At 44.4% G+C, this 22,576-nt stretch carries 20 protein-coding genes; 2 read left to right on the forward strand and 18 right to left on the reverse strand.

All coding sequences use genetic code 11. The annotated features are described in order from the left end of the window. Positions 1–28 precede the first annotated feature (28 nt). Complete coding sequence (locus OCV37_RS19230; RefSeq protein ID WP_038177753.1) at positions 29–751, reverse strand: NUDIX hydrolase; 723 nt, start codon at positions 749–751, stop codon at positions 29–31. Between the two features lie 292 nt (positions 752–1,043). Here OCV37_RS19230 and pncB point away from each other — a divergent pair, with 292 nt between their 5' ends. Next, positions 1,044–2,351: a nicotinate phosphoribosyltransferase gene (gene pncB / locus OCV37_RS19235; protein WP_038177752.1), complete on the forward strand. Its 1,308-nt coding sequence runs from the start codon at positions 1,044–1,046 to the stop codon at positions 2,349–2,351. Positions 2,352–2,536: 185 nt separating this feature from the next. Here pncB and OCV37_RS19240 read toward each other — a convergent pair whose 3' ends face one another. The 11 genes from OCV37_RS19240 to ectA form a co-directional block, all read right to left on the reverse strand. After that, entirely contained in the window at positions 2,537–2,797 is a 261-nt protein-coding gene (locus tag OCV37_RS19240; RefSeq protein WP_038177751.1) for a transporter associated domain-containing protein, read from the reverse strand. A gap of 273 nt (positions 2,798–3,070) precedes the next feature. After that, positions 3,071–4,171, reverse strand: coding sequence for a mechanosensitive ion channel family protein (locus OCV37_RS19245; RefSeq protein ID WP_038177749.1), 1,101 nt, complete (start codon positions 4,169–4,171; stop codon positions 3,071–3,073). A 124-nt stretch (positions 4,172–4,295) separates the two neighbouring features. Then, a complete protein-coding gene (locus OCV37_RS19250; RefSeq protein WP_038177748.1) occupies positions 4,296–4,724 on the reverse strand; it encodes a DUF2850 domain-containing protein in 429 nt (142 codons plus the stop codon). 189 nt (positions 4,725–4,913) lie between these two features. Then, entirely contained in the window at positions 4,914–5,765 is an 852-nt protein-coding gene (locus OCV37_RS19255; protein ID WP_038177747.1) for a pirin family protein, read from the reverse strand. 113 nt (positions 5,766–5,878) lie between these two features. Next, on the reverse strand, positions 5,879–7,525 hold the full coding sequence (locus OCV37_RS19260) for a methyl-accepting chemotaxis protein (protein ID WP_038177745.1): 1,647 nt from the start codon (positions 7,523–7,525) through the stop codon (positions 5,879–5,881). 139 nt (positions 7,526–7,664) lie between these two features. Continuing rightward, positions 7,665–8,243 carry a PDC sensor domain-containing protein gene (locus OCV37_RS19265; RefSeq protein WP_211252015.1) on the reverse strand — a complete coding sequence of 193 codons (579 nt, stop codon included), beginning with the start codon at positions 8,241–8,243 and terminating at the stop codon, positions 7,665–7,667. Positions 8,244–8,591: 348 nt separating this feature from the next. Further along, positions 8,592–9,632, reverse strand: a complete 1,041-nt coding sequence (locus OCV37_RS19270) for a type II asparaginase (protein ID WP_038177744.1) — start codon at positions 9,630–9,632, stop codon at positions 8,592–8,594. 685 nt (positions 9,633–10,317) lie between these two features. Beyond that, positions 10,318–11,745, reverse strand: a complete 1,428-nt coding sequence (locus tag OCV37_RS19275; RefSeq protein WP_038177743.1) for an aspartate kinase — start codon at positions 11,743–11,745, stop codon at positions 10,318–10,320. Between the two features lie 87 nt (positions 11,746–11,832). Beyond that, entirely contained in the window at positions 11,833–12,216 is a 384-nt protein-coding gene (locus OCV37_RS19280) for an ectoine synthase (RefSeq protein ID WP_038177741.1), read from the reverse strand. 15 nt (positions 12,217–12,231) lie between these two features. Then, positions 12,232–13,497, reverse strand: coding sequence for a diaminobutyrate--2-oxoglutarate transaminase (gene ectB / locus OCV37_RS19285; RefSeq protein WP_038177740.1), 1,266 nt, complete (start codon positions 13,495–13,497; stop codon positions 12,232–12,234). A 120-nt stretch (positions 13,498–13,617) separates the two neighbouring features. Next, complete coding sequence (gene ectA, locus OCV37_RS19290; protein ID WP_038177739.1) at positions 13,618–14,169, reverse strand: diaminobutyrate acetyltransferase; 552 nt, start codon at positions 14,167–14,169, stop codon at positions 13,618–13,620. 702 nt (positions 14,170–14,871) lie between these two features. Between ectA and OCV37_RS19295 the strand changes: the two genes are divergently transcribed. Further along, the gene (locus tag OCV37_RS19295) at positions 14,872–16,398 is read left to right on the forward strand and encodes an AMP-binding protein (RefSeq protein WP_051680192.1); all 1,527 of its coding nucleotides are present in this window, start codon (positions 14,872–14,874) and stop codon (positions 16,396–16,398) included. Between the two features lie 299 nt (positions 16,399–16,697). Here OCV37_RS19295 and OCV37_RS19300 read toward each other — a convergent pair whose 3' ends face one another. The 6 genes from OCV37_RS19300 to OCV37_RS19325 all read right to left on the reverse strand — a co-directional run bounded on the left by OCV37_RS19300 (position 16,698) and on the right by OCV37_RS19325 (position 22,575). Beyond that, positions 16,698–17,510, reverse strand: a complete 813-nt coding sequence (locus tag OCV37_RS19300; protein WP_038177736.1) for an SDR family oxidoreductase — start codon at positions 17,508–17,510, stop codon at positions 16,698–16,700. Between the two features lie 71 nt (positions 17,511–17,581). After that, on the reverse strand, positions 17,582–19,006 hold the full coding sequence (locus tag OCV37_RS19305; protein WP_038177735.1) for a sensor histidine kinase: 1,425 nt from the start codon (positions 19,004–19,006) through the stop codon (positions 17,582–17,584). Beyond that, positions 18,996–19,652: a response regulator gene (locus OCV37_RS19310; RefSeq protein ID WP_038177733.1), complete on the reverse strand. Its 657-nt coding sequence runs from the start codon at positions 19,650–19,652 to the stop codon at positions 18,996–18,998. Before OCV37_RS19310 ends, OCV37_RS19305 begins: the two co-directional genes overlap by 11 nt. Further along, positions 19,649–20,296: a tetratricopeptide repeat protein gene (locus OCV37_RS19315; protein WP_084717367.1), complete on the reverse strand. Its 648-nt coding sequence runs from the start codon at positions 20,294–20,296 to the stop codon at positions 19,649–19,651. The genes OCV37_RS19310 and OCV37_RS19315 overlap by 4 nt, the downstream gene beginning before the upstream one ends. A gap of 36 nt (positions 20,297–20,332) precedes the next feature. Continuing rightward, on the reverse strand, positions 20,333–20,995 hold the full coding sequence (locus tag OCV37_RS19320; RefSeq protein ID WP_038177730.1) for a TenA family transcriptional regulator: 663 nt from the start codon (positions 20,993–20,995) through the stop codon (positions 20,333–20,335). 68 nt (positions 20,996–21,063) lie between these two features. Next, the gene (locus OCV37_RS19325; protein ID WP_051680190.1) at positions 21,064–22,575 is read right to left on the reverse strand and encodes an AMP-binding protein; all 1,512 of its coding nucleotides are present in this window, start codon (positions 22,573–22,575) and stop codon (positions 21,064–21,066) included. Between the last annotated feature and the right edge of the window lies 1 nt (position 22,576).

Consider the following 22,576-nt stretch of genomic DNA (forward strand, 5'->3'; position numbering starts at 1 on the left):
ACCGGACAGGCGGTGTCTGTCGCTCGGTCTAACCGCGCAGGCAGGTCTGAAAATAGCTGACTTCATTGTTGGCAAGCCGATAGACCGTCGCCGGCTTTCCGCCACGCCCGCGACCTTTACTCGGGTCAGCAATTTTATTTGTGCTCACAATGACTTCCGAGTTAATCAATCGTCGTTTAATCGTCATCCGGTTCACTTCAACCCCGAACTTCGCATAAGCATCGATAATTTCTGCAACCAAAAACTCTTTTTCCAGAAAAAACAGCACAACAGACGTATATTCGACGGCCGCCCGTAATTTGGTCCAGGCATGCTGGATCTGAGCTGCATGATCAAAAGCCAGTGTCATCTGTCCTTGTATAATAAGATTTAAATCAAACCAGTCGAGACGATTGCGATCCATTCCGGCCGCTTCAATTTGCCGGATATTCGACGCATTCAGCAAAGCATAGTGGGAAATACTGACACTCCAGCCATTCGGGTTACGTTTCGGATTGCCGTCAACCAACGGATCACTGATAAAATTAGGATAAGTATGTACTTTTTGCCGACAAATCCGGCGACGTGCTGCTTCGAAATCTTCATCGGCCGGCTCTCCACCGCGATCGGTGAAATCTTCGTCGTACACCCAACCTCCAGGAATCGCCCACATGCCAAAATCCGGACGCTCTGGATTATTCCGTTTCACCAGTAAAACTTGAATGCCGTCATCAGATAAACGAAGACAGATCATATCGATAGTTACAATCATAAAAGCAGTTTTCCCAATACAACACTTCGCCCATTCTATGGAATGACAACATCATTGGTCAAACTTAATCACAGAATGTTACGAACTTAATTGCTAATTTCAATCCGAAAATAATCTGAGAATAAATAGTATTTTATAGCCCAAGAATAAGATTCATCAGATATTCGCATTCATGTACTATAGACTAATGATTGACAAATGCACGCGTCTCATTTAATGTCCGCCTTAGGTTAGGCACACAATGTTACTAACATAGATGATGTTACTAACATAGGATCGTGAGGATGGCTCCATGAACAATCATCTTTTTTCTAAACATATCATCCAAAGTCTGTTGGATTTAGATGCATATAAAATCAATATGATGCAGGCCATCCATACCTTTTATCCTAACATCGAGGTCCGTTACGAGCTGACCGTCCGTTCAGAAGAAGATATCAGTGGATTACTCCCGGAAATTCGGAAAGAGGTAGAACAGCTGTCGGCGTTGCGCTTTTCTCAAGCGGAAATCAACTATCTGAAAAAAAGTTCTCCCCATCTTAAACCTGCATTTCTGCACGCACTCCGTTACTTTCAGTTCCAACCTGAGCAACAGGTCGAGTTCGGTGTTATCCACCAAGGGTCAAAGCGTCAACTGCGAGTGGGGATTCAAGGAACATGGCGCGATACCATTTTGTATGAAACCATGATTATGGCCATCATTTCAGAAGTCAGAAGTCGGTATAGCTGGCAAGACGTTCCCGCTGATTTACCCCGTCAGATTCTGCATCATAAACTGACCACACTCAAACGTGAGCTGGCCGAACGCGGCATTCATAACTTTAAACTCACAGAGATGGGCACGCGACGTCGTTTCTCTGCACAGATACAAGAACAAGTGATGGCCGAGTTAAAGCAAGAGATCCCTGAGCTGTTGCTCGGTACGAGCAACTATCACTTTGCGCGAAAATTTGACCTGAAACCGATTGGGACCATCGCACATGAATGGTTTATGGGTCATCAGGCTTTGGTCAATCCGGGAGATTCACAGCGTGTTGCACTGGAACAGTGGCTGACAGCATTCGATGGTCAACTGTCGATTGCCCCCACTGATACACTCAATATCGATGCTTTTCTGAATGATTTTAATATGCATTTAGCAAAAGCGTATGATGGTGTCCGTCACGATTCCGGCTGCCCTTTCACGTGGGGTGAAAAGATGATTGCGCATTATGAAAAACTGGGCATCGATCCACGGACAAAACTCTTTATTTTCTCCGATAGCCTCGACTTTGATCAAGCAATGGAACTGTGTGAGTATTTTGCCGGACGCGCTCAGATTTCTTTCGGTATCGGTACATTTCTGACTAACGATCTCGACGGCTGGCAAAACAAATACGGTCAGCACTATAAACCGCTATCCATTGTCATCAAACTGGCTGAGTGTCATGGCCGCCCCGTAGCGAAGATCAGTGACGAGCCGGAAAAAGCCATGTGTGAAGATGCAGTCTTTCTTGCCAACTTGAAGCAACAGTTCAATATCGATTTCGATATTGATCAGCTCATCGCAACACTGAAAGCAATGAAACACAGCCAACGCAAATATATTGCAGCTGCCTGAACCACAGTATCTGGTTCAGGTCACTCAGTTTAATCATCAACAAGTGGTTCTATAAACCAGCGCCAGTGTATCCATCACCATGACGAAGTTTAGTCAATTGCCTATTTGGCGATATCAAGTAAAGAATCACAAAACGTTGACCCGGTATTAATCTGGGTATGTCGACTCCAATTGACGACAACCCTTTAGTTCATCGGTAACTTTAATCCGACGAGTTGAACCTGCCAGTCTCGAACCCGGGCAACAACCCAAGTTAATCCCTGCCAGTGAAAAAAATCGCCCTGTTCAGGCATATCTCCGAGTTGCTGATAAACTAGCATTTCTAGTGTCATATCTTCTGGATAGCCACTGACATCCAATCCGTAATATAAACCGATATCAGCTATCGCCACTTTCGCCTCAAGAAAAAAATCGCCCAAAAGCCGACCAACGATATCAACACGCATCTATCCTCCTTGATTTATATTATGGTATGTGGACTTGATCTGATGATTCGGTTCAAAGCACCTCACTTTGTCAGGGATTTTTCATCACTGACAAGATTTAATATTATGAAATCAATTGCATTTCGGCAAATTTGAACAGATCATCTCCCCGATCAATGACAAAAATTGCCACAGCGATACAAGAACGGGGGCTTCATATCAATAAACAAGGTAATATGCCCAAGCAAGAATCTGCTCGGGCAATTGACTGACGTTACCAGTAGCGTATAGCAATCAGCCTTGGTTTAGACGCGCTTCAAGTGATTCTGTACCGGCACTTTCAGGCTCTAATTTGAGGGTTTGAGTCGGGTAAGCAATATCAGCACCGTGATGGTGGATGATGTCCATGACTTTTAACAGCACATCCTGTTTCACTTCATGATAACGCATCCAGTTAACGGTTTTCGTGAAGGTGTAGATGAAGAAGTCTAACGATGAAGCACCAAAAGAATCAAAGTTCACAATCAGTGTCTGGGTCGCATCAATATCTGTATGTCCCTCTAACATCTCTCGTACATCTGCGACAATCGCAGCGACCTTCTCAGAATCGCCATATCGTAGACCAATCACTTCATAGATACGTCGGTTAAGCATTCGGGACGGGTTTTCAACCACAATGCTACTAAACACCGAATTCGGCACATAAAGCGGACGTTTGTCAAACGTGCGAATCACCGTCATCCGCCAACCAATCCGTTCAACCGTTCCCTCAATGGCACGATCCGGTGAACGAATCCAGTCGCCCACTTTGAAAGGACGATCAAAATAAATCATCATCCCGCCGAAAAAATTTGACAGCAGATCTTTCGCAGCAAAACCGACCACTAAACCACCGACACCACCAAATGTCAGTAATCCGGACAAACTGAGTCCAAATGTCTGCATGACCGACAACAGGCCGACCACGAATACCAGCAACTTGACGACTTTGGAGATTGCCTGAACGGTTGTTTTATCTTTGTCTTTCGTCTGCAATATATAATTTTCTATATTGTCGACCAACCGGATTAACGTCCAGACAAAACAACAGACCAGCAGAACTAATTTGAGTGTTTCCAGCCAATCCAATCGACTTTTGCTCAGATCTTCAAGCAACAACCCAAGGGAAATCATCGCTGGCCAGAGCCAGATCAATACACTAATCGGTGAGCGCAATGCATGCAGTAAGAGATCATCCCAACGGACTTTCGTTTTTTCGGTAATTTGATTTAAGTGGCGGTAGAGGAAACGCCATAGCATCCAGGCAACAAAACTGGCTAACGTAATAAAAAGCACATTCGTGTCTTCTCTTTGCCAGATAGGGGATGAAAGAATATCGGTAATCCATGAATTCATAGTTGGCAGTCAGTTTTCAAGATCAATGCGTTGAACGCTAGCAAAAAATATCGCATATCACCAGCCCCAAACCACATCATCGACACGATTCTGACCAAGCCTGATCACATTGCTTAAAAACAGACTAATCGCCGCTGGTAAATCCTTCGGCGAAAGAGCTTCTGGTGTTTACCCGACGCCAGGCGTTGTCGGGCTTTTCCAGTGTGTGTTCATAACCTTTTTTGATCAAAACCTGAACCGGTTGACTCGGTTCAACTCGTTTTAACTGAGGAGAAGCGGTCGTCCCACTGATCTGATAGATATTTTCCCGGCCACCACTGTTAAACTGAACTTGTTTGCCATCAAAATCAAACTTGGTGGTAATCAGGTGATTATTTCGATAAACCCCACGCTCACTGAATGTAATCACTTCTCGCCGATCATTCATGACTTGCGTTTCCAACCAAGCACCATAGATCTTCTTGGGACTGGTATAATCTTGATAACTCATATAAATCAACACTGCGCTACAGCCAATCAGCAATAGTCCCAGCACTGCCAACAACGATTTCATGGTGTGCTCCTTATAGCAAATTCAGGGACGATTGATCTTCAAGGATAATCATCGTCAGGCCCTCGTCCATTGGAACAAATTCTGAGCATGGACACAATCCAGAACGATGACATATCCTCTAAAAATTGACCTCTACCAAACGAATAGCGCAGTCTTCATTCCCCGGTCAGACACGCAGTGTCATTTCAATTAATAAGTCTCAAATTGGCCGCTGTTGTAATCATTGATCGCTTGTTCAATTTCAGCATATGAATTCATCACAAACGGACCATAATGTACCACAGGTTCATGAATCGGTTCCCCCGCAAGAATCAACATCCCACTGTCAGGCGTATTGGATTGAGCCATGATACAGTCACCCTGAGTCAGTAAAGCAAACTCCCCGGCTTTGACAGCACGAGAGCTCAGTTGAACTTCACCCCGATAAACGTAGATCATCGCCTGATGCTGTTGCGGGATATTGAGATTCAGCGATTGTTCTAAGTTCGCCCGCCAGTCTGCAACAAGCAACGGAACACCCGTTTGCATTAAAGGACCACGCAACATCTGGCCTGCCACTTCAGCCTGACCCGCAAGCACTCTTAACAGCCCTGTGTCGTCATGCGTATATTCGGTAATGACTTCTGGCTGAAAGTCATGATATTGAGCCGGTTGCATCTTATTTTTCGCTGGCTGGTTGATCCAAATCTGAAAGCCATGCAGGGAACCATCTTCCATCATGGGCATTTCACTATGAATGACACCCCGCCCGGCGGCCATCCATTGTGCACCACCGGAACGAAGCTCTCCGACATTCCCCATATGGTCTCGATGTTGAAAATGGCCTTGCATCATGTAAGTCAGCGTCTCGATTCCCCGATGCGGATGGGGCGGAAAACCACCGACATAATCAGCCCGTTCATCGGATTTGAGCTCATCAAGCATCAGAAATGGTGAAAACTGTTTGTGGTTGAAACCGGCGACACGACGAATTTTAACACCATCGCCGTCAGAAGTCGGTTGAGCCGGGATAATTTGGTGAATCTGTCGTACGTTTGACATAGCTACTCTCCGGTTATTGTTCAAATGACAAACAGATTCTAAAAAACTCAACCGCCAATGATGAGAAGGTGCATTCGAGCCTCTTCATCAAAAAATTTGAAGCAGGTCTAAGTTTATACGGTAAATTTCCCCAGAACTTGAGAGAGATGCTGATGGAGCTCATCTAGCTTACGGCAAGCCTGATCAACTTCTGACGATTCTTCAACACTCTCCTGAGACTGTGCTTCAATGACGCTAATTTCTTCCTGAATATGTTGTGCCATCTTACTCTGTTCTACGATGACAGCAGCGATTTGCGTGGTCCTTTCCGTAACATGATCCATTGACATCATCATGTCATCAATTGCTCGCTGAGTTTCCTCACTCGCCTGTTTCGTCACGGATGCTCTCTCTGTCGCCTGTTTCATAATCTGGACAGCATCACGGACACTCTTTTCTAGGTTGGAGATCATTTCATTGACATCTTCAGTACAGCTTTGCGTTTTATTTGCCAATCCTCGGACTTCATCGGCAACGACAGCAAATCCACGTCCGGAATCTCCGGCTCTGGCAGCTTCAATCGCAGCATTCAGCGCTAACAAATTCGTCTGCTCAGCAATACCACTGATGATCGTTAAAATTGAACTGATCTTGTTGGTGAATTCATCAATACGAGAGATGGCCGTCACGGCCTGATCAACACTTTCATCCAATAACCCGATACTCTGCTGCGTGGTCCCGACCTGATGACGTCCCTCACTGGCAGACTGACCCGCCTTTTCTGTGGAACCGGCCACCTCAGAAGTCCGCAGGGAAACATCCTGAATCGCAGCACTCATTTCCTGACTGGAAATCGACACATCTCGCATAGATACCACTTGCTTTTCAGCAGTCAGACAAGCTTTACGTGACATTTCCCCTAACGATGATACATGGATATTGTTCTGTTCAGCATTGCTGATAATCTGTTTCACCAGTTCGTGAAGCTCACTCATAAACTGGTCAAGATAAGCAGCCAGTTCACCCAGTTCGTCACGACGATCTAATTTCAACCGTTGTGTGAGATCGCCGCCTCCTTTTGCCAAAGCTTGGATTTGCCGGGTAATATTTTTCAAATCACCGGTAATCAATAGTGGGAAAAACCAGATAATCCCCAGACAGATCAGTAAAGAAAAACCAACTAACCATAACTGGCCCGTCCGATAATTTTGATGCATTTCTTCCAGTTGCTCAGTCCGCTCATCAGCGTTGAAGACAACAATATCGGTAATCAATTCTAGGTAATGTTGAGTCTTTTGAAATAAATCAAACCCTTCATTAAATGATAAACCCATGGCTGTACTGCGTCCGGCCCGGGTATTTGAACTCCTCTCCTGCTCAATTCTTTTTGTCACTTTGACCCATTCAGGATAAGTCGCCCAGAATTGCTCAATCAGTTGTTTCATCTCTGCATTCAATTGAAATGATTTGAGTTTCTCCATGCTCTGACTGGCACTTGTAATACTATCTTGATGCATTTTCTGCATCAGCTGATACTGATCACTTTTAACCGGCAGGGTCAACATACTTCGCTCGGCGACCCAAGCTTGATACAGATCTCGATTCGCTAACTGCACCATGCTAAGCGCCGGAATTTCATGGCGGGTCACAATAGTAATCGCTTCAGACTGCAATCCTTCCGAGTACAAACTTCTACCCGACAACGTTAGGACCAGTAACATGACAAAAATCAACGGAATACATAACTTCCAACGAATTCCCAAATTTTTAAAATAATTCATCAATTTCTCCTAAACAGTCCACCTCACCTGCCCTGATAATGGACAAGAGAGGTGCTACTGACTGTTGCTTGTCTGATGATTATGATTATTATTGGTAAGAGCAGATGACCTGCTTGATGACGAAATATAAGATGATCATTTACTGATCTTCATACTCATCAAGATTAATCCCGATGGTAAGCGCTCCTATCGTTTTCCCCTGAGCATCAATGACGGGGACAGAAACCTGAACCAGATAACTCAGAACGCTGTCATCATATTCCACTTCGCCAATATAGGTTTTACCTTGACCACCATTGAATGACTGAATGAACTTCGCTTCATCTCCCTGCCAATAGTCAGAGGTCTTGTTGCTCATAGCAACATTAGCACCTTGATTATCCATCAGGAAAAGCTCAACAAGGAAAGGCATACTCTTTTCAAGTTCCAGCAACCTTTGCGCCGCTTTATTACTCATGATAGACGACATAAAATCATCAACATCTGATGTGTTTCTCCATGTCTCATCCCTTTTTTTGATGTCATCCAAAGAGACGTCCTGAGCATTTTGTGCTGTTACTGCCTCAACCAGAACCGGATCTTTCCCCCAACTTTCCAACTGAGGAATCAATTCTTTCAAACTCTCAGGCGCACCTTCAGCGTGGACAGACGTTAGTGGTAGTAGTGAAATCAATGACAGCAGTACGGTAAAAAATATCGATGACAAATGACGAATCATATTCGGAGTCCTTATCACAATTATTGCCTAGATATTGGACAATATAGCCAACGATAAAGAAATCAGACAAATTCCCTGAGGAAAAAAAACCGATCCGTGAGATCCATTACTGAATGGTTAAGATGACTGTCCTGTCAAGGTGGATGAAGAAGTCGTTCGGTTAGGATTCAAATGATAGTTCCGGTGACTGTCCTTTCAGGACAATACAGCGGCTAACATGTCTGTCCCGTCAATCTGTCCCGTTAAATAGGTAAGCTTAGACAACAGGCTAAAAGTGTCTGTCCCGGTAAAGAAAGGACAGACACTAAAAAGGGGCCGTAGCCCCTTATCGATCGGTATCGGCAAAAATTAGTTTTCGAAGTAATTTCGGATAGTTTGCAAATTGTCACCATGAGCTAACGCCAGAGACAGAAGAACTTTTGCCTTCTGAGGATTATAAACCCCAGAGCCAATGCCCTCTTGTTTTGGCGTCACGAATCCATTACCAGTACGAGTTGAGCGCACCACCGGAATCCCTTTATCCATCGTTTCTTGTACCGCTTCAAGCATCACATCTGACAGCGATCCGTTGCCGGTTCCGGCAATCACAATCCCTTTCGCACCGTCTTTGATTGCAGCATGGAGCAACGCCGGATCTTGATCCTGATAGCTATACAGGATTTTCACTTTTGGCAATTGTTTGACATGACTAATATCGAAATAAGGCTTATCAACTGGCTTGGTTGGTTCATAGTAGAAATGCGGTTCACCACTTAAGAATGCACCCAGATACCCTTGTTCTGTTGCTTTGAATGTATCCAGCATCGTTGAATTGGTTTTGGTCGTATAAAATGCAGAGCCGATCCGGTCATTCAGCACAACCATTGCACCACGATGTTTCGCATCATCGTCTGACGCCAATCGGACAGCTTCTAACAAGTTCATACCCCCGTCAGCACTAATCGCAGTCGCCGGACGCATTGCACCAACGATGACAACCGGTTTGTCGCTTTTCACCGTCAAATCAAGGAAAAACGCGGTTTCCTCGAGGGTATCCGTCCCATGAGTCACCACAACACCACTGGTTTTAGCATCAGCCAGTTGCAGATTAATGGCTCTACTCAGTTTCAATAAAATATTCTGATTAATATTATTACTGTCTGTGTTTGCGATTTGCTCACCCACTACATGAGCAAAATCTTTTAATTCAGGTACAGCAGAAATTAACAGGTCGACACCAATCTTTCCGGCCTGATAGTCTGTTGTATCCATATTTGATTCAGAACTTCCCGCAATCGTTCCTCCAGTTGCGTAAATTTTGACGGTCGGTTTATCCGCGTTTGCAAAAGCAACAAAAGAGGTACAGAGCATCAACGCAGCCATCGTTTTGGATAGATATTTTTTATTCATTTCATTTACCTTTTAATTCATTTCTATAATCTTTATCGCAATTAGTTTCGTTCTGAAACGAAAAATATGTAGAATATAGATAAAGGTAATGTCCTTATTCATCATTGTCCGTAAATATATGCCAAACATATGCATCAGCCGATATATTCAATACATCAGGCTTATCATGATGTTCCAAGACCAATTGCACCTAAATTGTGCAACATTTTTTCCCCGAAAAACCAGACAAACTTCAAAATTAAAATATTTTCATTCGGTTGGCGAAATCAGCACCCTGTTTTAGATTTGATCTTTTATATACACCACTTTATTAAAATTTATCCATTTTCATACCGATCACTTGATTGACATCATTCGATGAAAACCATCAAATAAAGAATAAATCTTATCACTCTCTGAAAAAATATTTTCCGGTTATCACACCCTCACTATAAATTCAATTTAAATAATTGTAATAAATTCTTTCAGATTATATTTTATCCAAACCCGAATTACTGGAAAGCGCTTATCTGTTCAGAGTGATATAATGAATCTTATATTCACAATTCATAAGATAATAATTAATTATTCATTCACATTTATTTTTATATTTATCTACAAAACCGATTTCCCCCACACATAAAAAAACCGGATGACAGTTTCGATCATCCGGTTTCAGTATGTTTAAGATCTAATGAAATCTTAATTAAGCAGCATAGCTACTCGAATTCTTTTTCGGGCAGTTCCCTTCAATCAACATTTCATGCAGTAAACAAATCGCCTGATGATAATGTTTATCTTCGATACAGAACTGAACGTTCACATTTCGGAGTGATGAAAGCACAGCCATCGGTTGAATATTGCCCTGATTCAATGCAAGCATCCCATTTGCCAGCACTTCACAGGTATCCATTGAAGCACCGATCGCTGAAATTAACGCCACCATTTTGCCAGAAACAGATGCCGCCGGATAACGCTGTTCGACGCTTGCCAGCAGACGATTCAAACTATCACTTTGTCCGTGTAAATAGTAAGTCATCGAGTTGGCGTTCATCTCTTTGCCGATCAGATCGACTTTCGCTTCTGCAATCATTTCGGCCATTTCATAACTGACGGTATCCACCAATCCAACCATCGACTGATCAAATAAATGCAGCGCAAACACTTTATCGCGTCCGGCAATAATTTCCACCCGATGGTTATCCGGATCATGATCACCTGAAATCCGTGTTCCGGTATGTTCCGGTTCAAAGGTGTTTTTCACGATCAATGGAATATCTTTCTGACGCAGTCCCGTCGCAGCATTGGGGTGAATCGCTTCCATACCAAGGTTGGCAAGCTGATCAGCAACATCAAAGTTCGTCTCTCCCATCGGACGTACAGCATCTGCGCCCACAATACCCGGATCAGCCGTACTCAGATGATACTCTTTATGGATAATAGCCTGATCAGCGCCCGTAATCGCAGCAATTCGACTGAACGTCATCTCACTGTAGCCTCGATCATACGTTTTCATCAGGCCTTCATCGCAATATGCGTAGCCAGTCACAATTGGTAATTCACATGTCACATCAACGTCTTTAAATGCCTGACGAATGACGTCATCCAAACTACCGTGGTGATCTTCATTCCAGCCAGATAAATCGATAAACCGGGAGTTGATACCGGAATGCTTCAGTTTCAAGACGGTATTGTAAGCACTGTGTGCTTCTCCCAACGAAGACAGAAATTCTCGAATCTGCGGCAGGTAACGGCTCAGGGAAAACTGGCCATGCTGACATGTATCCATGATATTACGGATACAGTTCTTCGCTTCAGACAAACGGGAGCGAATAAACTTATCGGCACGGAGACGAGACATCGGATCAGCAAAAATATTCTGATTGATGAGCATCATCCGTTGCTCTAACGCTTCCATCTTTTCCTGCCACGTTTCACTACGTTGGGCAATTAACTGATAAATACCGGGCTGACCGGTTTTTTTACATTCCAATAACGCATCCGTGATGCCTGAATAAGCAGAAACAACAAAAATACGTTGGTAAGGGTTTTCCGGCCGTAGCAGGATATTTTCCATCACTGCATCAAATGCAGTCATTGATGTACCGCCGATTTTCTCTACGGTGAATGACATGTTTTCTCCTTGTTATGACCGGACAGTCTTCGGACTGTCCGGATAGATACATTCCTCCAACATCACAATAAGCTTTGAAGCGACGACTTAACTCAGTGGATAAACACCGGAGGCATCGTGGACTTCTTGCCCATTCAAAGGCGGGTTGAAGACACAAGCCATCACCATGTTCTGTCCGGGATAAGCCCGTAGATAATGCTCGTCATGCTGGTCTAAGATGTACAGTGTTCCCGGCTCAATCGGGTATGTTTTGCCACCGACAACTTCGATCTCGCCACTGCCGGAGACGCAGTAGACGGATTCAAGGTGATTTTTATAGTGAATATGAGTCTCAGTATCCTGATAAATCGTCGTAATATGAAATGAGAAGCCCATATTGTCATCTTTCAATAACATGCGGACGCTTTCCCAGTTTTCCGATACCACACGACGTTCACTTTGAATACACTCTTTTAATGTTCTGACAATCATAATAATCCCTTATCCTTAAGATGCTTTTTTAATGTATTGAGGAGCGATGGTCTCTGTTGCACACTGGAAGATATCCAGTCCTTCTTTCAGTTCGTCAGAGCTGATCGTCAATGGACAGAAGAATTTCAATACTTCACCATCAGGACCGGCGGTTTCAATGATCATGCCGCGGTTGAAACACTCACGTGCAATTTTCTCGGCAACTTCACCAGAAATACACTCGACCCCCTGCATCAGACCACGACCTTTCAGGCGTGAAAATAGCTCAGGATAACGACGGCGCATTTTCTCGATAACGTTTGTCACCTCCTGGGCACACTCACCAATGTGATGCTCAAGGTCATGGTTGGTCCAGTAGGTTTCAATGGCTTTTGTTGCCGTCACAAACGCATGGTTATTACCACGGAATGTCCCGTTATGTTCACCAGATTCCCAAACATCCAGCTCAGGTTTCATCAGTACCAGTGACATCGGCAGACCGTAACCACCGATCGATTTCGATAGCGTCACAATATCGGGTGTAATACCCGCAGGTTCAAAACTAAAGAAAGTCCCGGTACGACCACAACCCGCCTGAATATCATCGACAATCAACAAAATTTTGTGTCGTTTACAGAGAGTGTTCAATCGTTGTAACCAACTTTCAGAAGCAGCATTTAATCCGCCTTCCCCCTGTACGGTTTCCACCAATACAGCTGCCGGTTTATCCATGCCTGAAGAACCATCGGTCAACATGGTTTCAAACAATTTCAGGCCGTCTTGTCCTGCATATCCGTCATAAGGCAGACGTTGAATGCCATGTAACTGTAGTCCTGCCGCACCGCGGTGATGCTGGTTACCCGTCGCAGCAAGTGCTCCGTATGAACAACCGTGGAAACCATTGGTAAATGCAATGACATTACTCCGGCCGGTAACTTTCCGGGCCAGTTTTAATGCGGCCTCCACTGCGTTGGTACCCGTTGGTCCGGTGAACTGGACTTTATAATCCAGCATACGAGGCCGGAAAATATGGTGCTCAAGCGCTTGTAAAAATTCAGCTTTCGCCTCGGAATACATATCCAAGCCATGCGTCACACCATCTTTGTCGATATAATCCAACAGTGCCTGTTTCAGAATGGCATTGTTATGGCCGTAATTTAATGCACCGGCACCGGATAAAAAATCAAGATAGCGGTCACCACGTTCGGAATACAGGCAGCTCCCTTTTGCCGTCGCAAATACGACTGGGAAGTGATTGGCATACGATTGTACGTTTGACTCTTTCTCGTTGAAAATATTCATAATTGAATAAATTTCCTTTGTTTGAATTTCTATGTATGGATTGGGTAAATTGGGCAAACAGACGACAGCAGTCGCTGGAGTGTACTTGTCACTTCAGTGAATACTTACGTTTAATCGTCACTACGTTTGTGGTGTTGACTTCAGCGGAATATGATAAAGATATTCCGTTTCATGCTGTCCATCGAAATGTCGTGTCTCATCAAGAAACGTTGAAACCTGCCCTTGTAGACCATTTGCACGGTCGAATTTCTTAAATAGGTTCCAAGAACCCTGATTATCTCTGGTAATCGTGGTCTCGATGGCTGTGATATCTTGTAGATTCTCCTGAGAAATCAGCTGCTCTAACATATCGAATGCTAAACCTTTTCCTCGTGCATCAGGATGGACGGCAACCTGCCAGATAAACAGCTCCGAAGGCTTGTCCGGTTTACGATAAGCAGAAATGAATCCCAAAATATCATCTTGCTGCTCAGCAAGAATACACGTCTTTTGGAAATGAATTGACTGTAAAAAATTACAATATGCAGAGTTTTCATCCAATGGTGGGCATAAACTCACTAATTCGTGAATCCGCTGACCATCTGAACGAACGGGGGTTCTAAAAATCCACTGCGAATGATTTCGCTCTAGTGTAGCTCTAGCCATTTCTGACCATGGTGTGTTGGTGATCATGACAATGCCTAATATTTTGAACTCTAATTAATTTCCTAAAACACTAACACATTAATTCCGCACATTTCAAGCTAAAATTTAAACCAAAATTATAACATTTACACTAAATTATTGATTTTTTAAGATAAAATTTAAGGCTTTTTAACATACTATAAGACCTCGAATATTTAGATGTATAATAAAATATCTTTTCCTTTTTATGACGCTTATTTAACAGTGATATGACAATGGTATCACTAGCATTTTGTCTTATCTTTGCATTTTGCATTTTCAATATGCAAAAAACAAAGCTCATATGACTCATTTTGCCTAAAAAACGCACAAAAAAATGGTTTTTTGTAGTTGGCACACTTCATGCTTTATTTACATTGACCCTTCTTAAGCCGAGGGTCACCTAGCCAACTGACGTTGTTAGTGAATGAATATTTGTTCACAATAAATTACAGCCAGCCACGTAAATTGTGACTGGCTATTTTTTTAGCTAAATTTTGTCAGATATCTCACTTTATTCGCGATTTTTCTCATCCAATAACATTTTCTCATTTGACGTTTTCACCAAATCTTACAAGACTTTAGATATGTATCTTCAGATGATGTTTCTGGGTATGGACGTGCTCATCAGAAAGATTCTATTGATCCAGCAGTGCCGCCGATTCACTGATCTGTACACGGCAACGCTGAATACGACAACGAGATATAGCTATGGCAAACGATGCTCAATTATGGACACCAAGTCCAGAATCTGTTCGTTCATCAAACCTTTACCAATTTATTCAGCACATCAATATGCAGGGCGAAGCGCTGGAAGGTTTTGACCAACTCCAGCAGTGGTCAGTCACCAACAGTAAACAATTCTGGCTGGAAATCTGGCAATACTGTGACGTCATTGGATTTCGCGGAGACTGCGTCTTCGGTGAAGCCGTTGCCAAATGGGATCAGTTTATTGCGGCTCGGGATACGATCTGGTTTCCTCAGGCACAACTCAATTATGCGGAAAATTTACTCTCCTACGCATTTCAGGAGCCAGATGCAATTGCACTCTGGTTTAAAAATGAAAACGGTCAGACAAAAACACTCACTTGGCAACAACTGTGTGATCAAGTGTCGCTTGTCCAGCAATGGCTGACTCAAAATGGTGTCGAGCGGGGTGACGTTGTGGTTGCTTACCTCCCCCACATACCTGAAACCATTGTCGCTCTGCTGGCCGTTACTAGTCTGGGGGCAATCTGGTCGTCCCTTGCCCCTGAAGATACGGATATTCAAACGGCTATGGCGTGTTTTCAACCACTACAGCCCAAAGTATTATTCTGTAGCAATGGATATAACCGGGCCGGAGCGACAATCAATACCGAGGAGAGTAATCGGAAACTGGTTGATCATCTGACGACTTTGAACAATACATGTCAGATCGAATACCTACAAACACCGCAGTTTTCATCCAACTATGTTGATACGTTTTCAGACTGGCAGGCAATTCTGGCCAGCTATATCTCCAGAGGGATCAATTATGAACGGATCGGATTTAACGATCCGCTCTTCATTCATCACCACCGGCTGCCTTCAGGTCAGAACGAACGGATCGTCCATCGTATCGGCGGGACAATTCTCAATCATTTAAAAGAACATCAACTTCATTGTAATATTCAGCCCGGCACCCGCCTGCTCAGTCATTGTTCATGCAGTAGCACCGCCTTGCTCTGGCATACATCAGCACTTGCCAGCGGCGCAACCCTCGTATTTTACGATGGAGCCCCGCTATTCCCCAATATGAATGCACTATGGTCTCTGGCGGAAGAATCAAAAAGTAACAGCATGCATGTCTCTTCCGTCTATCTGGATTCTTTAAGGGAAGCCGTATTTTCTCCGGGGCATTTCTATCCGATGCAGTCTTTACAGACACTAATTGTCAGCGGCCCGATCAACTACCCACACCTGTTCGAATATATCTATTCCTATATTCAAACCGATATATCGGTAATCCCAGCGTCTCAGGAAGAAGATATCGCCGGTTCTTTTTTAATCGGCCACCCTATGGCTTATGTGGACAGACACTACATGATGACTCCGGCCCTGGGATGTCATGTTTTGATTGAGGGCCAAAATCTACGATGTACCAATAGTTTTCCCAACCAGCCGCTCGGTTTTTGGCAAGATTCAGGCGAGAACTATCACCGTACCTACTGGCAAGAGAATCAGGGAATATGGTCTCAGCCGGAACATAGCAAGTAATCCGCTAAATCAGATGCGATAAAATAAATAAGGGCCTGTCTCATCAGACAGGCCCTTATTTATGCTTTATTATATTTTTTTGTTTCAGCCAGCGTTGCTAGTCACCGCGCTTGTTACTGGTACTTGCAACTGACGTTATCAGCTTTAATCTTGCTCAAGCAGTTGTGTTATTAAACGTGACTTCTTACAAAAAATATGTGAATTAAATCAAAAAAATGTCACCAAACAAAAAACAATTGTGACATTGTGTGCAATTCATATCAATTCATTCATTTAAGACTTCTTGTGTATTTTTTTCATTACTTTTCTGAATGAATCAAACCAATAAAATGATGGATCTTCGCTTGCTGGCGACGAATAGACTGAGCAACAACCGCTGGGAAAATCTGGTTCACCCGTACGAACAACTTTTCCGGCCAGCCAATCCAACAAGATGCAGTTTCATGTGTTAAAGACTCAATCACCTGTCTGGCAACCACTTGTGGTGGATCACTGCGGTTTCCGAGTTCCTGATTCATCTGTTTTACCAACGGCGAATTCAGATCCGTATCTGTTGCCCGAGGCGCAACATACAGTACCCGAATTCCAGAACCATCCAATTCCCGGTCCAGCGCTTCACTAAAACGGTACATTCCCGCTTTAGCACCGCAATAAACCGTATACCCCGGATAACCGATGCCCCCGAATGCCGAGCCGATATTCAAAATAATTCCCGGGCGATTCAACCAATTCAGTGCCATCTGGCTGACTAGCATCGGTGCTAAGAAATTGACATGCAGTTCTTGTTGTACGGATGCGGCCGTACGATTGGTGAGAAGGTTAAATTCATTGACACCGGCGTTATTAATCACAATATCAATACCCTCACCAGACTCGTTCAACTGATTGCACTGTTGATTGACGCGTTCCAGATCGGCTTCGCAAGTGAGATCAGCAGAAAATACAACATGTTTTTCCGGCTCAGGAAGACTGGCTCTGACGGCTTCTAATTTGTCGTGATTTCGTCCGATCAAGAACAGGTACGCACCCGCAGATGCCAGCTCAGTCGCTATCGCCTGACCAATACCGCCTGAGGCTCCCGTCAACAAAACACGTTTATGCTTCAAGTCCATACCCAATATTCCTTATGTTATTCCGTCTCTACTTCTTTTGCTTTCAACAAATTTTCTTTCAACAAAGAAGACTAAAGCTCGTGCTGGTTTTTCATTAATGACACCAAAAATGTATTGGCCTGATGCTCTCGGGGAAGGAGCTCAACCGTTCCATAATGGAGTTTGACGATGTCTCTGGTGATCGAAAGCCCCAATCCGGCACCGTCCCCTCTTTCCCGGTTCGAACGGTAAAAACTTTCAAACAATTTTTCACGTGCTTCAGCGGTCAGATCTTCACCGGTATCGGAAACATACACCTGCACCCTATCCGGCAAATCTTTCAGCATGACGGTAATCTGTTGTCCTTCGCCAGCATAACGAATGGCATTATCAATCAAGTTACTCAGGAGAATGCCCAGTAATGATTCATCTCCGGGGATTTGGCAATCATCGCCAATCAATGACATCTCCTGTTTATTGCGTAATGCCAACGGTGCAAGCTCTCCCATGACATATTGAACCAAGCGTTTTAAATCGATCTCCACCCGTTCCATGCTGTGAATGTTTTCAACCCGGGCTAAAGTGAGCAACTGTTGGATTAGACGATCTGACCGTTCAATCCCGCGCAAAATATTGTGCAAATCAGTATGTAAATCTTCTTCCCGCTCACTGTTTAATGCGTTTTCCGCATTCAGCCGCAATACGGCTAACGGGGTTTTTAACTCATGAGCAGCCATACCGGTAAAACGTTTTTCACGCTTCCACGCGCTATCCAGTTCAGCCAGCAATCGATTTAGGGTTGTCACCAGTGATGATAATTCGGTGGTATCAAGCCCGACCGTCACAGAATCGAGCTTACTGACACTCCGCCGGGAAATAGCCTGCTGTAATTCCGTAATCGGTGCAAAGTGGCGATCAATCAAAAAGTACAGCACCAACGCTAAACAGGGGATCAGGACCAACTGCGGCACCAATGTAGAAAATGCCAGCTCGGTAATCATTTCATTACGAACGGCCTGCTGCTCGGCAACAATAATGTACTCCGAGTGCTGAGAATGATCGCGTTTTAAAGGCAGTTGGAAATACCGCCACTGCTTACCTGCGATCTCAACATAACCAAACCCGGAATAAGTTGGGTCATGGACAATCACATGATGACGTAAATGCGATCCCCAGACGACTTTGCCGTCCCGATACAACTGGATCAGTAATTTCTGTTCATAAGGATGGCCATAAGCCGTTGCTTTATCATCACTATGCGCATCCCGGATATCTTGCATCCAGCTATCTAACTGCCTGACACTTTCAGAATTCATCCGGAGCGTGCCGGAGTCCGGCAGACTTAATAAGAAAATTTTAGCCGTCTGTCCTAACCTTGCATCATAGACTTCCAGAATTTCATGGTGGGATGAGCTATAACTGAAAAACAAAGAAATAAGAATAAACACCGAAGAAAGCGCAATCATCGACAACGTAATGCGCTTTTTTATAGAATACATTTTTTTATTATTTTTCAATGATATATCCTACACCACGAATATTTTTGATCACATTCCCCGGGACTTTTTTCCGCAAATTATGGATATGAACTTCAATCGCGTTATCACTACTGCCTTCATCCCACCCGTGTAACGACTGTTGCAACTGCTCTTTACTCATGACTCGACCAGCATGATTCATCAACGATGCCAGCAGTTTAAACTCATTGTTCGTCAACTTCAGTGCCTGTCCTTGGTACAACACCACCTGTCGATCCAGAGATAAAACTAAATCGCCGACTTCCACCTGACTATCAGTTGCCCCGGAAAGTCGCCGAATCATTACACGTAAACGAGCCAATAGCTCTTCTAACGCAAATGGCTTCACCAGATAATCATCAGCCCCTCCATCTAACCCTTTCACCCGATCTTGAATTTCATCGCGCGCGGTTAAAATCATAATCGGAAGTGAATACCCGGCACGCCGCACCGCTTTCAAAACCTCAAATCCACCAATATCGGGCAGCATAAGATCAAGAATAATCGCGGTAAACTGCTCTGTTTTCAGAGCAGTCACTACACCAGAACCTCGTTCAAGCCAGTCAACCGTATAACCCTGACGACTCAATGCCGTCACCATCGACTGTCCTAATAACACATCATCTTCGACCAACAATAGTCTCATTGAGCACCTAACTCTTTCAAACGTCGCTGAATTTCTGCCATTCGTCCCTGATCAGCGAGCGGTCTTGTTTCTCTTGGTGGTGCTGCAGCCGCACGTTTCAGGTAGTCTATCGCTTCAGCTTTTCGTCCGTCTTCAGCGAGAAAATCACCATAAAAATAGTTGGCGTCAATCCCATTCGGATTATATTTCAAAGCTTTTTTGAGCATCTCTTCGGCCTTGTCATCATCGCCAAATCCGACCGGCCATCCCGGCACTTTATAGTACAGCGTTCCTAAAGTGACATAGGCGGAACCATCGAGTGTTTCAGGTGCAGTTTTTACCACATCTTCCAGCAAGGCTTTGGCTTGTTTTGCCAAAGAAAGCCCGCCTAATCCACCGTCGGCCCCTGCCAGTGAGCTCTTACTGATTGCCAGCCAGATCTTTAAATCATTGCGATCCGGGGCATTCTGAAGCGAGCTTTCACTCAATTTAACCAGATTTTCCAGACAGTAGATTTGCTGATCCTCATCCTTCGATTGGTACTGACATTCAGCCCACTTCTTCTGAATCGTGGCCAGCGGATCAACACCACTTGCCCACACCGATGATGAGCCAATCAAAAGACAGCACGCTGTCATTATCCGGTTTCTTATACTCGCTCTCATAACCTGTTGCTCCTTGACGACAAATAGAGTTGTCATTTATTGGGTTAACGTCTGTAGCATTTGTCCGTACAGCTGAAATACCATGTTGGCAGAACGGATAATCACTTGCTGTTCATCCAGATCGGAGATCCGATTCATCAGGCGAGCAAAAAACTGAATATGCTCCTGATCAAGTTCACTATGAGAAGTCAGATAAGTCAATGCATCATCCTGTAAATTGAGTGTCCGCTTAACCTGTTGAGCAACCTGCCCGCCGATACCAACACTCGTCCCCTCCAATACCCAAACCATGCCGAATAAAGCCAAGGGATTACCGCGATCAATCTGGTGATATAAATAGGCAACCATCAATTCAATCGCGGGGCAAACTGCACCATCATTCTGATTATGGCGCACGTCATCAGCAGAACCACCGCAAGCGCGAATATCATTCAAAATCCACTCATGGTGCCCGATTTCTTCTTCAATATATTCTGCAATCGCAACCCGTAACCACTCTTTCTCTTCTCCGAGGCGAGCACCACATGCCATGAGCAACGGCACTGTATGTTTCACATGATGGTATGCCTGTGTCAAAAATGCCTGATACTGAACCAGATTAATATTACCCTGAGCACATGCAGCAATAATCGGTGCAGAGAGCATCGCCTCACGTGCAGGCAAGGTTGCTTCTTGCAGTTGATTAAAAAAATCACTCATCGGTTCTACTCCACAATCAATGTTAAGATTAAATACCCAAACTTAAGATTAAACACCCAAGGTTAAGATTAAATATCAATTCGCTTTATCGTCTTTTGAAAAGATTCAATATTGTCGCACCACACATTCACTTGCTCTTCAATCTGGTGTCGTTTGGGACGCCCATTTGCCGTAAGCAAAGCTCGGTACGCTTGTGGTGATAAGACTAATATCACCTGACAAATCTGGGCATAATCAGGAAGCTGATGATTTAACGCGGTAATCGCAGCCGTCACACTGTCCACATCCTGAGACAGAATCACGCCCATCAAGCGGTTTTTGGCTTCACCGACAACAATTAGACTACGCAGGGCATCCCATTGCTGTCCCTCAGACTCAATCCACTCAGGAGAAATATTGCGGCCAAATCCTGTAATAATCTGATTTTTTTTTCTGCCCTGAACTGAGAGAAAACCCTGTCCATCAACATCCCCTAAATCACCGGTCGCCACCCATTCGCAGGCCAAGGGTTGATTGATATACCCTAATGCAACAGCGCCTCTGACCAAGATCTCACCATCATCGGCGATACGGACTTCAGCATGAGGTAATATTTTCCCCGCAGTGCCGGGACAGTTGGCGTCCGGCGTATTGAGACTCACGACCGAGCCACATTCGGATAATCCATATCCTTCATATACCGGCAACCCTAAACCGTGGGCTTCGACCAAAGTCTGCGGTGTGACTCTGGCACCACCGACCGCGACAAACAACAGCGATGCAGCAAGCTGGGGGAGATGTCGCGTTACGGCAATCAACGCGTGTAGCAGAGCCGGTGTCAGTACCAGAGAGTTGGGCTGATATTGCATCAAAGCGCCGGCAAATTGTTCCGGAACAAACTGACTCGACCCCTGCAGCCCGACAGATGCACCATTCAACACCACGGATGTCAACCCAAGCATTAGGGGGACATACACACCAGTGACATTTTCCAGTAATGTGGACAGGGGCAACATCACCAGATGCTTCTTCAGATCACTTTGTTTTGCCATCGCCTGCGCCAAACTCGATGTCACCTGATCGAGGTTATGCTGACTCAAACACACCCCCTTAGGTTGTCCGGTCGAGCCCGACGTAAACGTAATTTTGACTGTCCCCGGTAAAATTCCGGCTGCAACCCGCTCCGCCGATTCAGTCATAGAGTCGAATCCAGACCGCCGCCCAATGGCACAGGCTTTCAGTTCACCGCAAGGCTCAAATTCTGGCAAAGGCTGATCATAGATAAGCGTGTCTGTCCCCGTATGAGAAAGGACGTGTTCAATCTGAGCAGCACTAAAAAATTTCGGCAGTGGTACACAAGGAATCTGTGCATACATCGCAGCTAAATCAGCAATCAGCCAAGACAAACTGTTCTCAGCATAGATAGCAATACAATGTGACTGCAATTTGCTGAACACCTCAGCATAATGGCAAACTTGTTCGGAGAGTTGTTGAAATGTCAGTGTTTCCGTTTCACCGAGGGCATTCTGGCCGATAAATGCAATGGCATCCGGACGTTGACTCGCATGGGAAAATAACGCAGATAATATGGTTTTACTCATT

This window comes from Vibrio rhizosphaerae (assembly GCF_024347095.1).
GTDB lineage: Bacteria > Pseudomonadota > Gammaproteobacteria > Enterobacterales > Vibrionaceae > Vibrio > Vibrio rhizosphaerae.

Coding starts and splice junctions, on each gene's coding strand:
- OCV37_RS19275 (WP_038177743.1), bottom strand. CDS start 11,745: ATGTCATTCACCGTAGAGAAAATCGGCGGTACATCAATGACTGCATTT.
- ectB (WP_038177740.1), bottom strand. CDS start 13,497: ATGAATATTTTCAACGAGAAAGAGTCAAACGTACAATCGTATGCCAAT.
- OCV37_RS19260 (WP_038177745.1), bottom strand. CDS start 7,525: ATGAATTATTTTAAAAATTTGGGAATTCGTTGGAAGTTATGTATTCCG.
- ectA (WP_038177739.1), bottom strand. CDS start 14,169: ATGATCACCAACACACCATGGTCAGAAATGGCTAGAGCTACACTAGAG.
- OCV37_RS19245 (WP_038177749.1), bottom strand. CDS start 4,171: ATGAATTCATGGATTACCGATATTCTTTCATCCCCTATCTGGCAAAGA.
- OCV37_RS19250 (WP_038177748.1), bottom strand. CDS start 4,724: ATGAAATCGTTGTTGGCAGTGCTGGGACTATTGCTGATTGGCTGTAGC.
- OCV37_RS19265 (WP_211252015.1), bottom strand. CDS start 8,243: ATGATTCGTCATTTGTCATCGATATTTTTTACCGTACTGCTGTCATTG.
- OCV37_RS19255 (WP_038177747.1), bottom strand. CDS start 5,765: ATGTCAAACGTACGACAGATTCACCAAATTATCCCGGCTCAACCGACT.
- OCV37_RS19230 (WP_038177753.1), bottom strand. CDS start 751: ATGATTGTAACTATCGATATGATCTGTCTTCGTTTATCTGATGACGGC.
- OCV37_RS19295 (WP_051680192.1), top strand. CDS start 14,872: ATGGCAAACGATGCTCAATTATGGACACCAAGTCCAGAATCTGTTCGT.
- OCV37_RS19280 (WP_038177741.1), bottom strand. CDS start 12,216: ATGATTGTCAGAACATTAAAAGAGTGTATTCAAAGTGAACGTCGTGTG.
- OCV37_RS19320 (WP_038177730.1), bottom strand. CDS start 20,995: ATGAGTGATTTTTTTAATCAACTGCAAGAAGCAACCTTGCCTGCACGT.
- OCV37_RS19240 (WP_038177751.1), bottom strand. CDS start 2,797: ATGCGTGTTGATATCGTTGGTCGGCTTTTGGGCGATTTTTTTCTTGAG.
- OCV37_RS19270 (WP_038177744.1), bottom strand. CDS start 9,632: ATGAATAAAAAATATCTATCCAAAACGATGGCTGCGTTGATGCTCTGT.
- pncB (WP_038177752.1), top strand. CDS start 1,044: ATGAACAATCATCTTTTTTCTAAACATATCATCCAAAGTCTGTTGGAT.
- OCV37_RS19325 (WP_051680190.1), bottom strand. CDS start 22,575: ATGAGTAAAACCATATTATCTGCGTTATTTTCCCATGCGAGTCAACGT.
- OCV37_RS19300 (WP_038177736.1), bottom strand. CDS start 17,510: ATGGACTTGAAGCATAAACGTGTTTTGTTGACGGGAGCCTCAGGCGGT.
- OCV37_RS19315 (WP_084717367.1), bottom strand. CDS start 20,296: ATGAGAGCGAGTATAAGAAACCGGATAATGACAGCGTGCTGTCTTTTG.
- OCV37_RS19310 (WP_038177733.1), bottom strand. CDS start 19,652: ATGAGACTATTGTTGGTCGAAGATGATGTGTTATTAGGACAGTCGATG.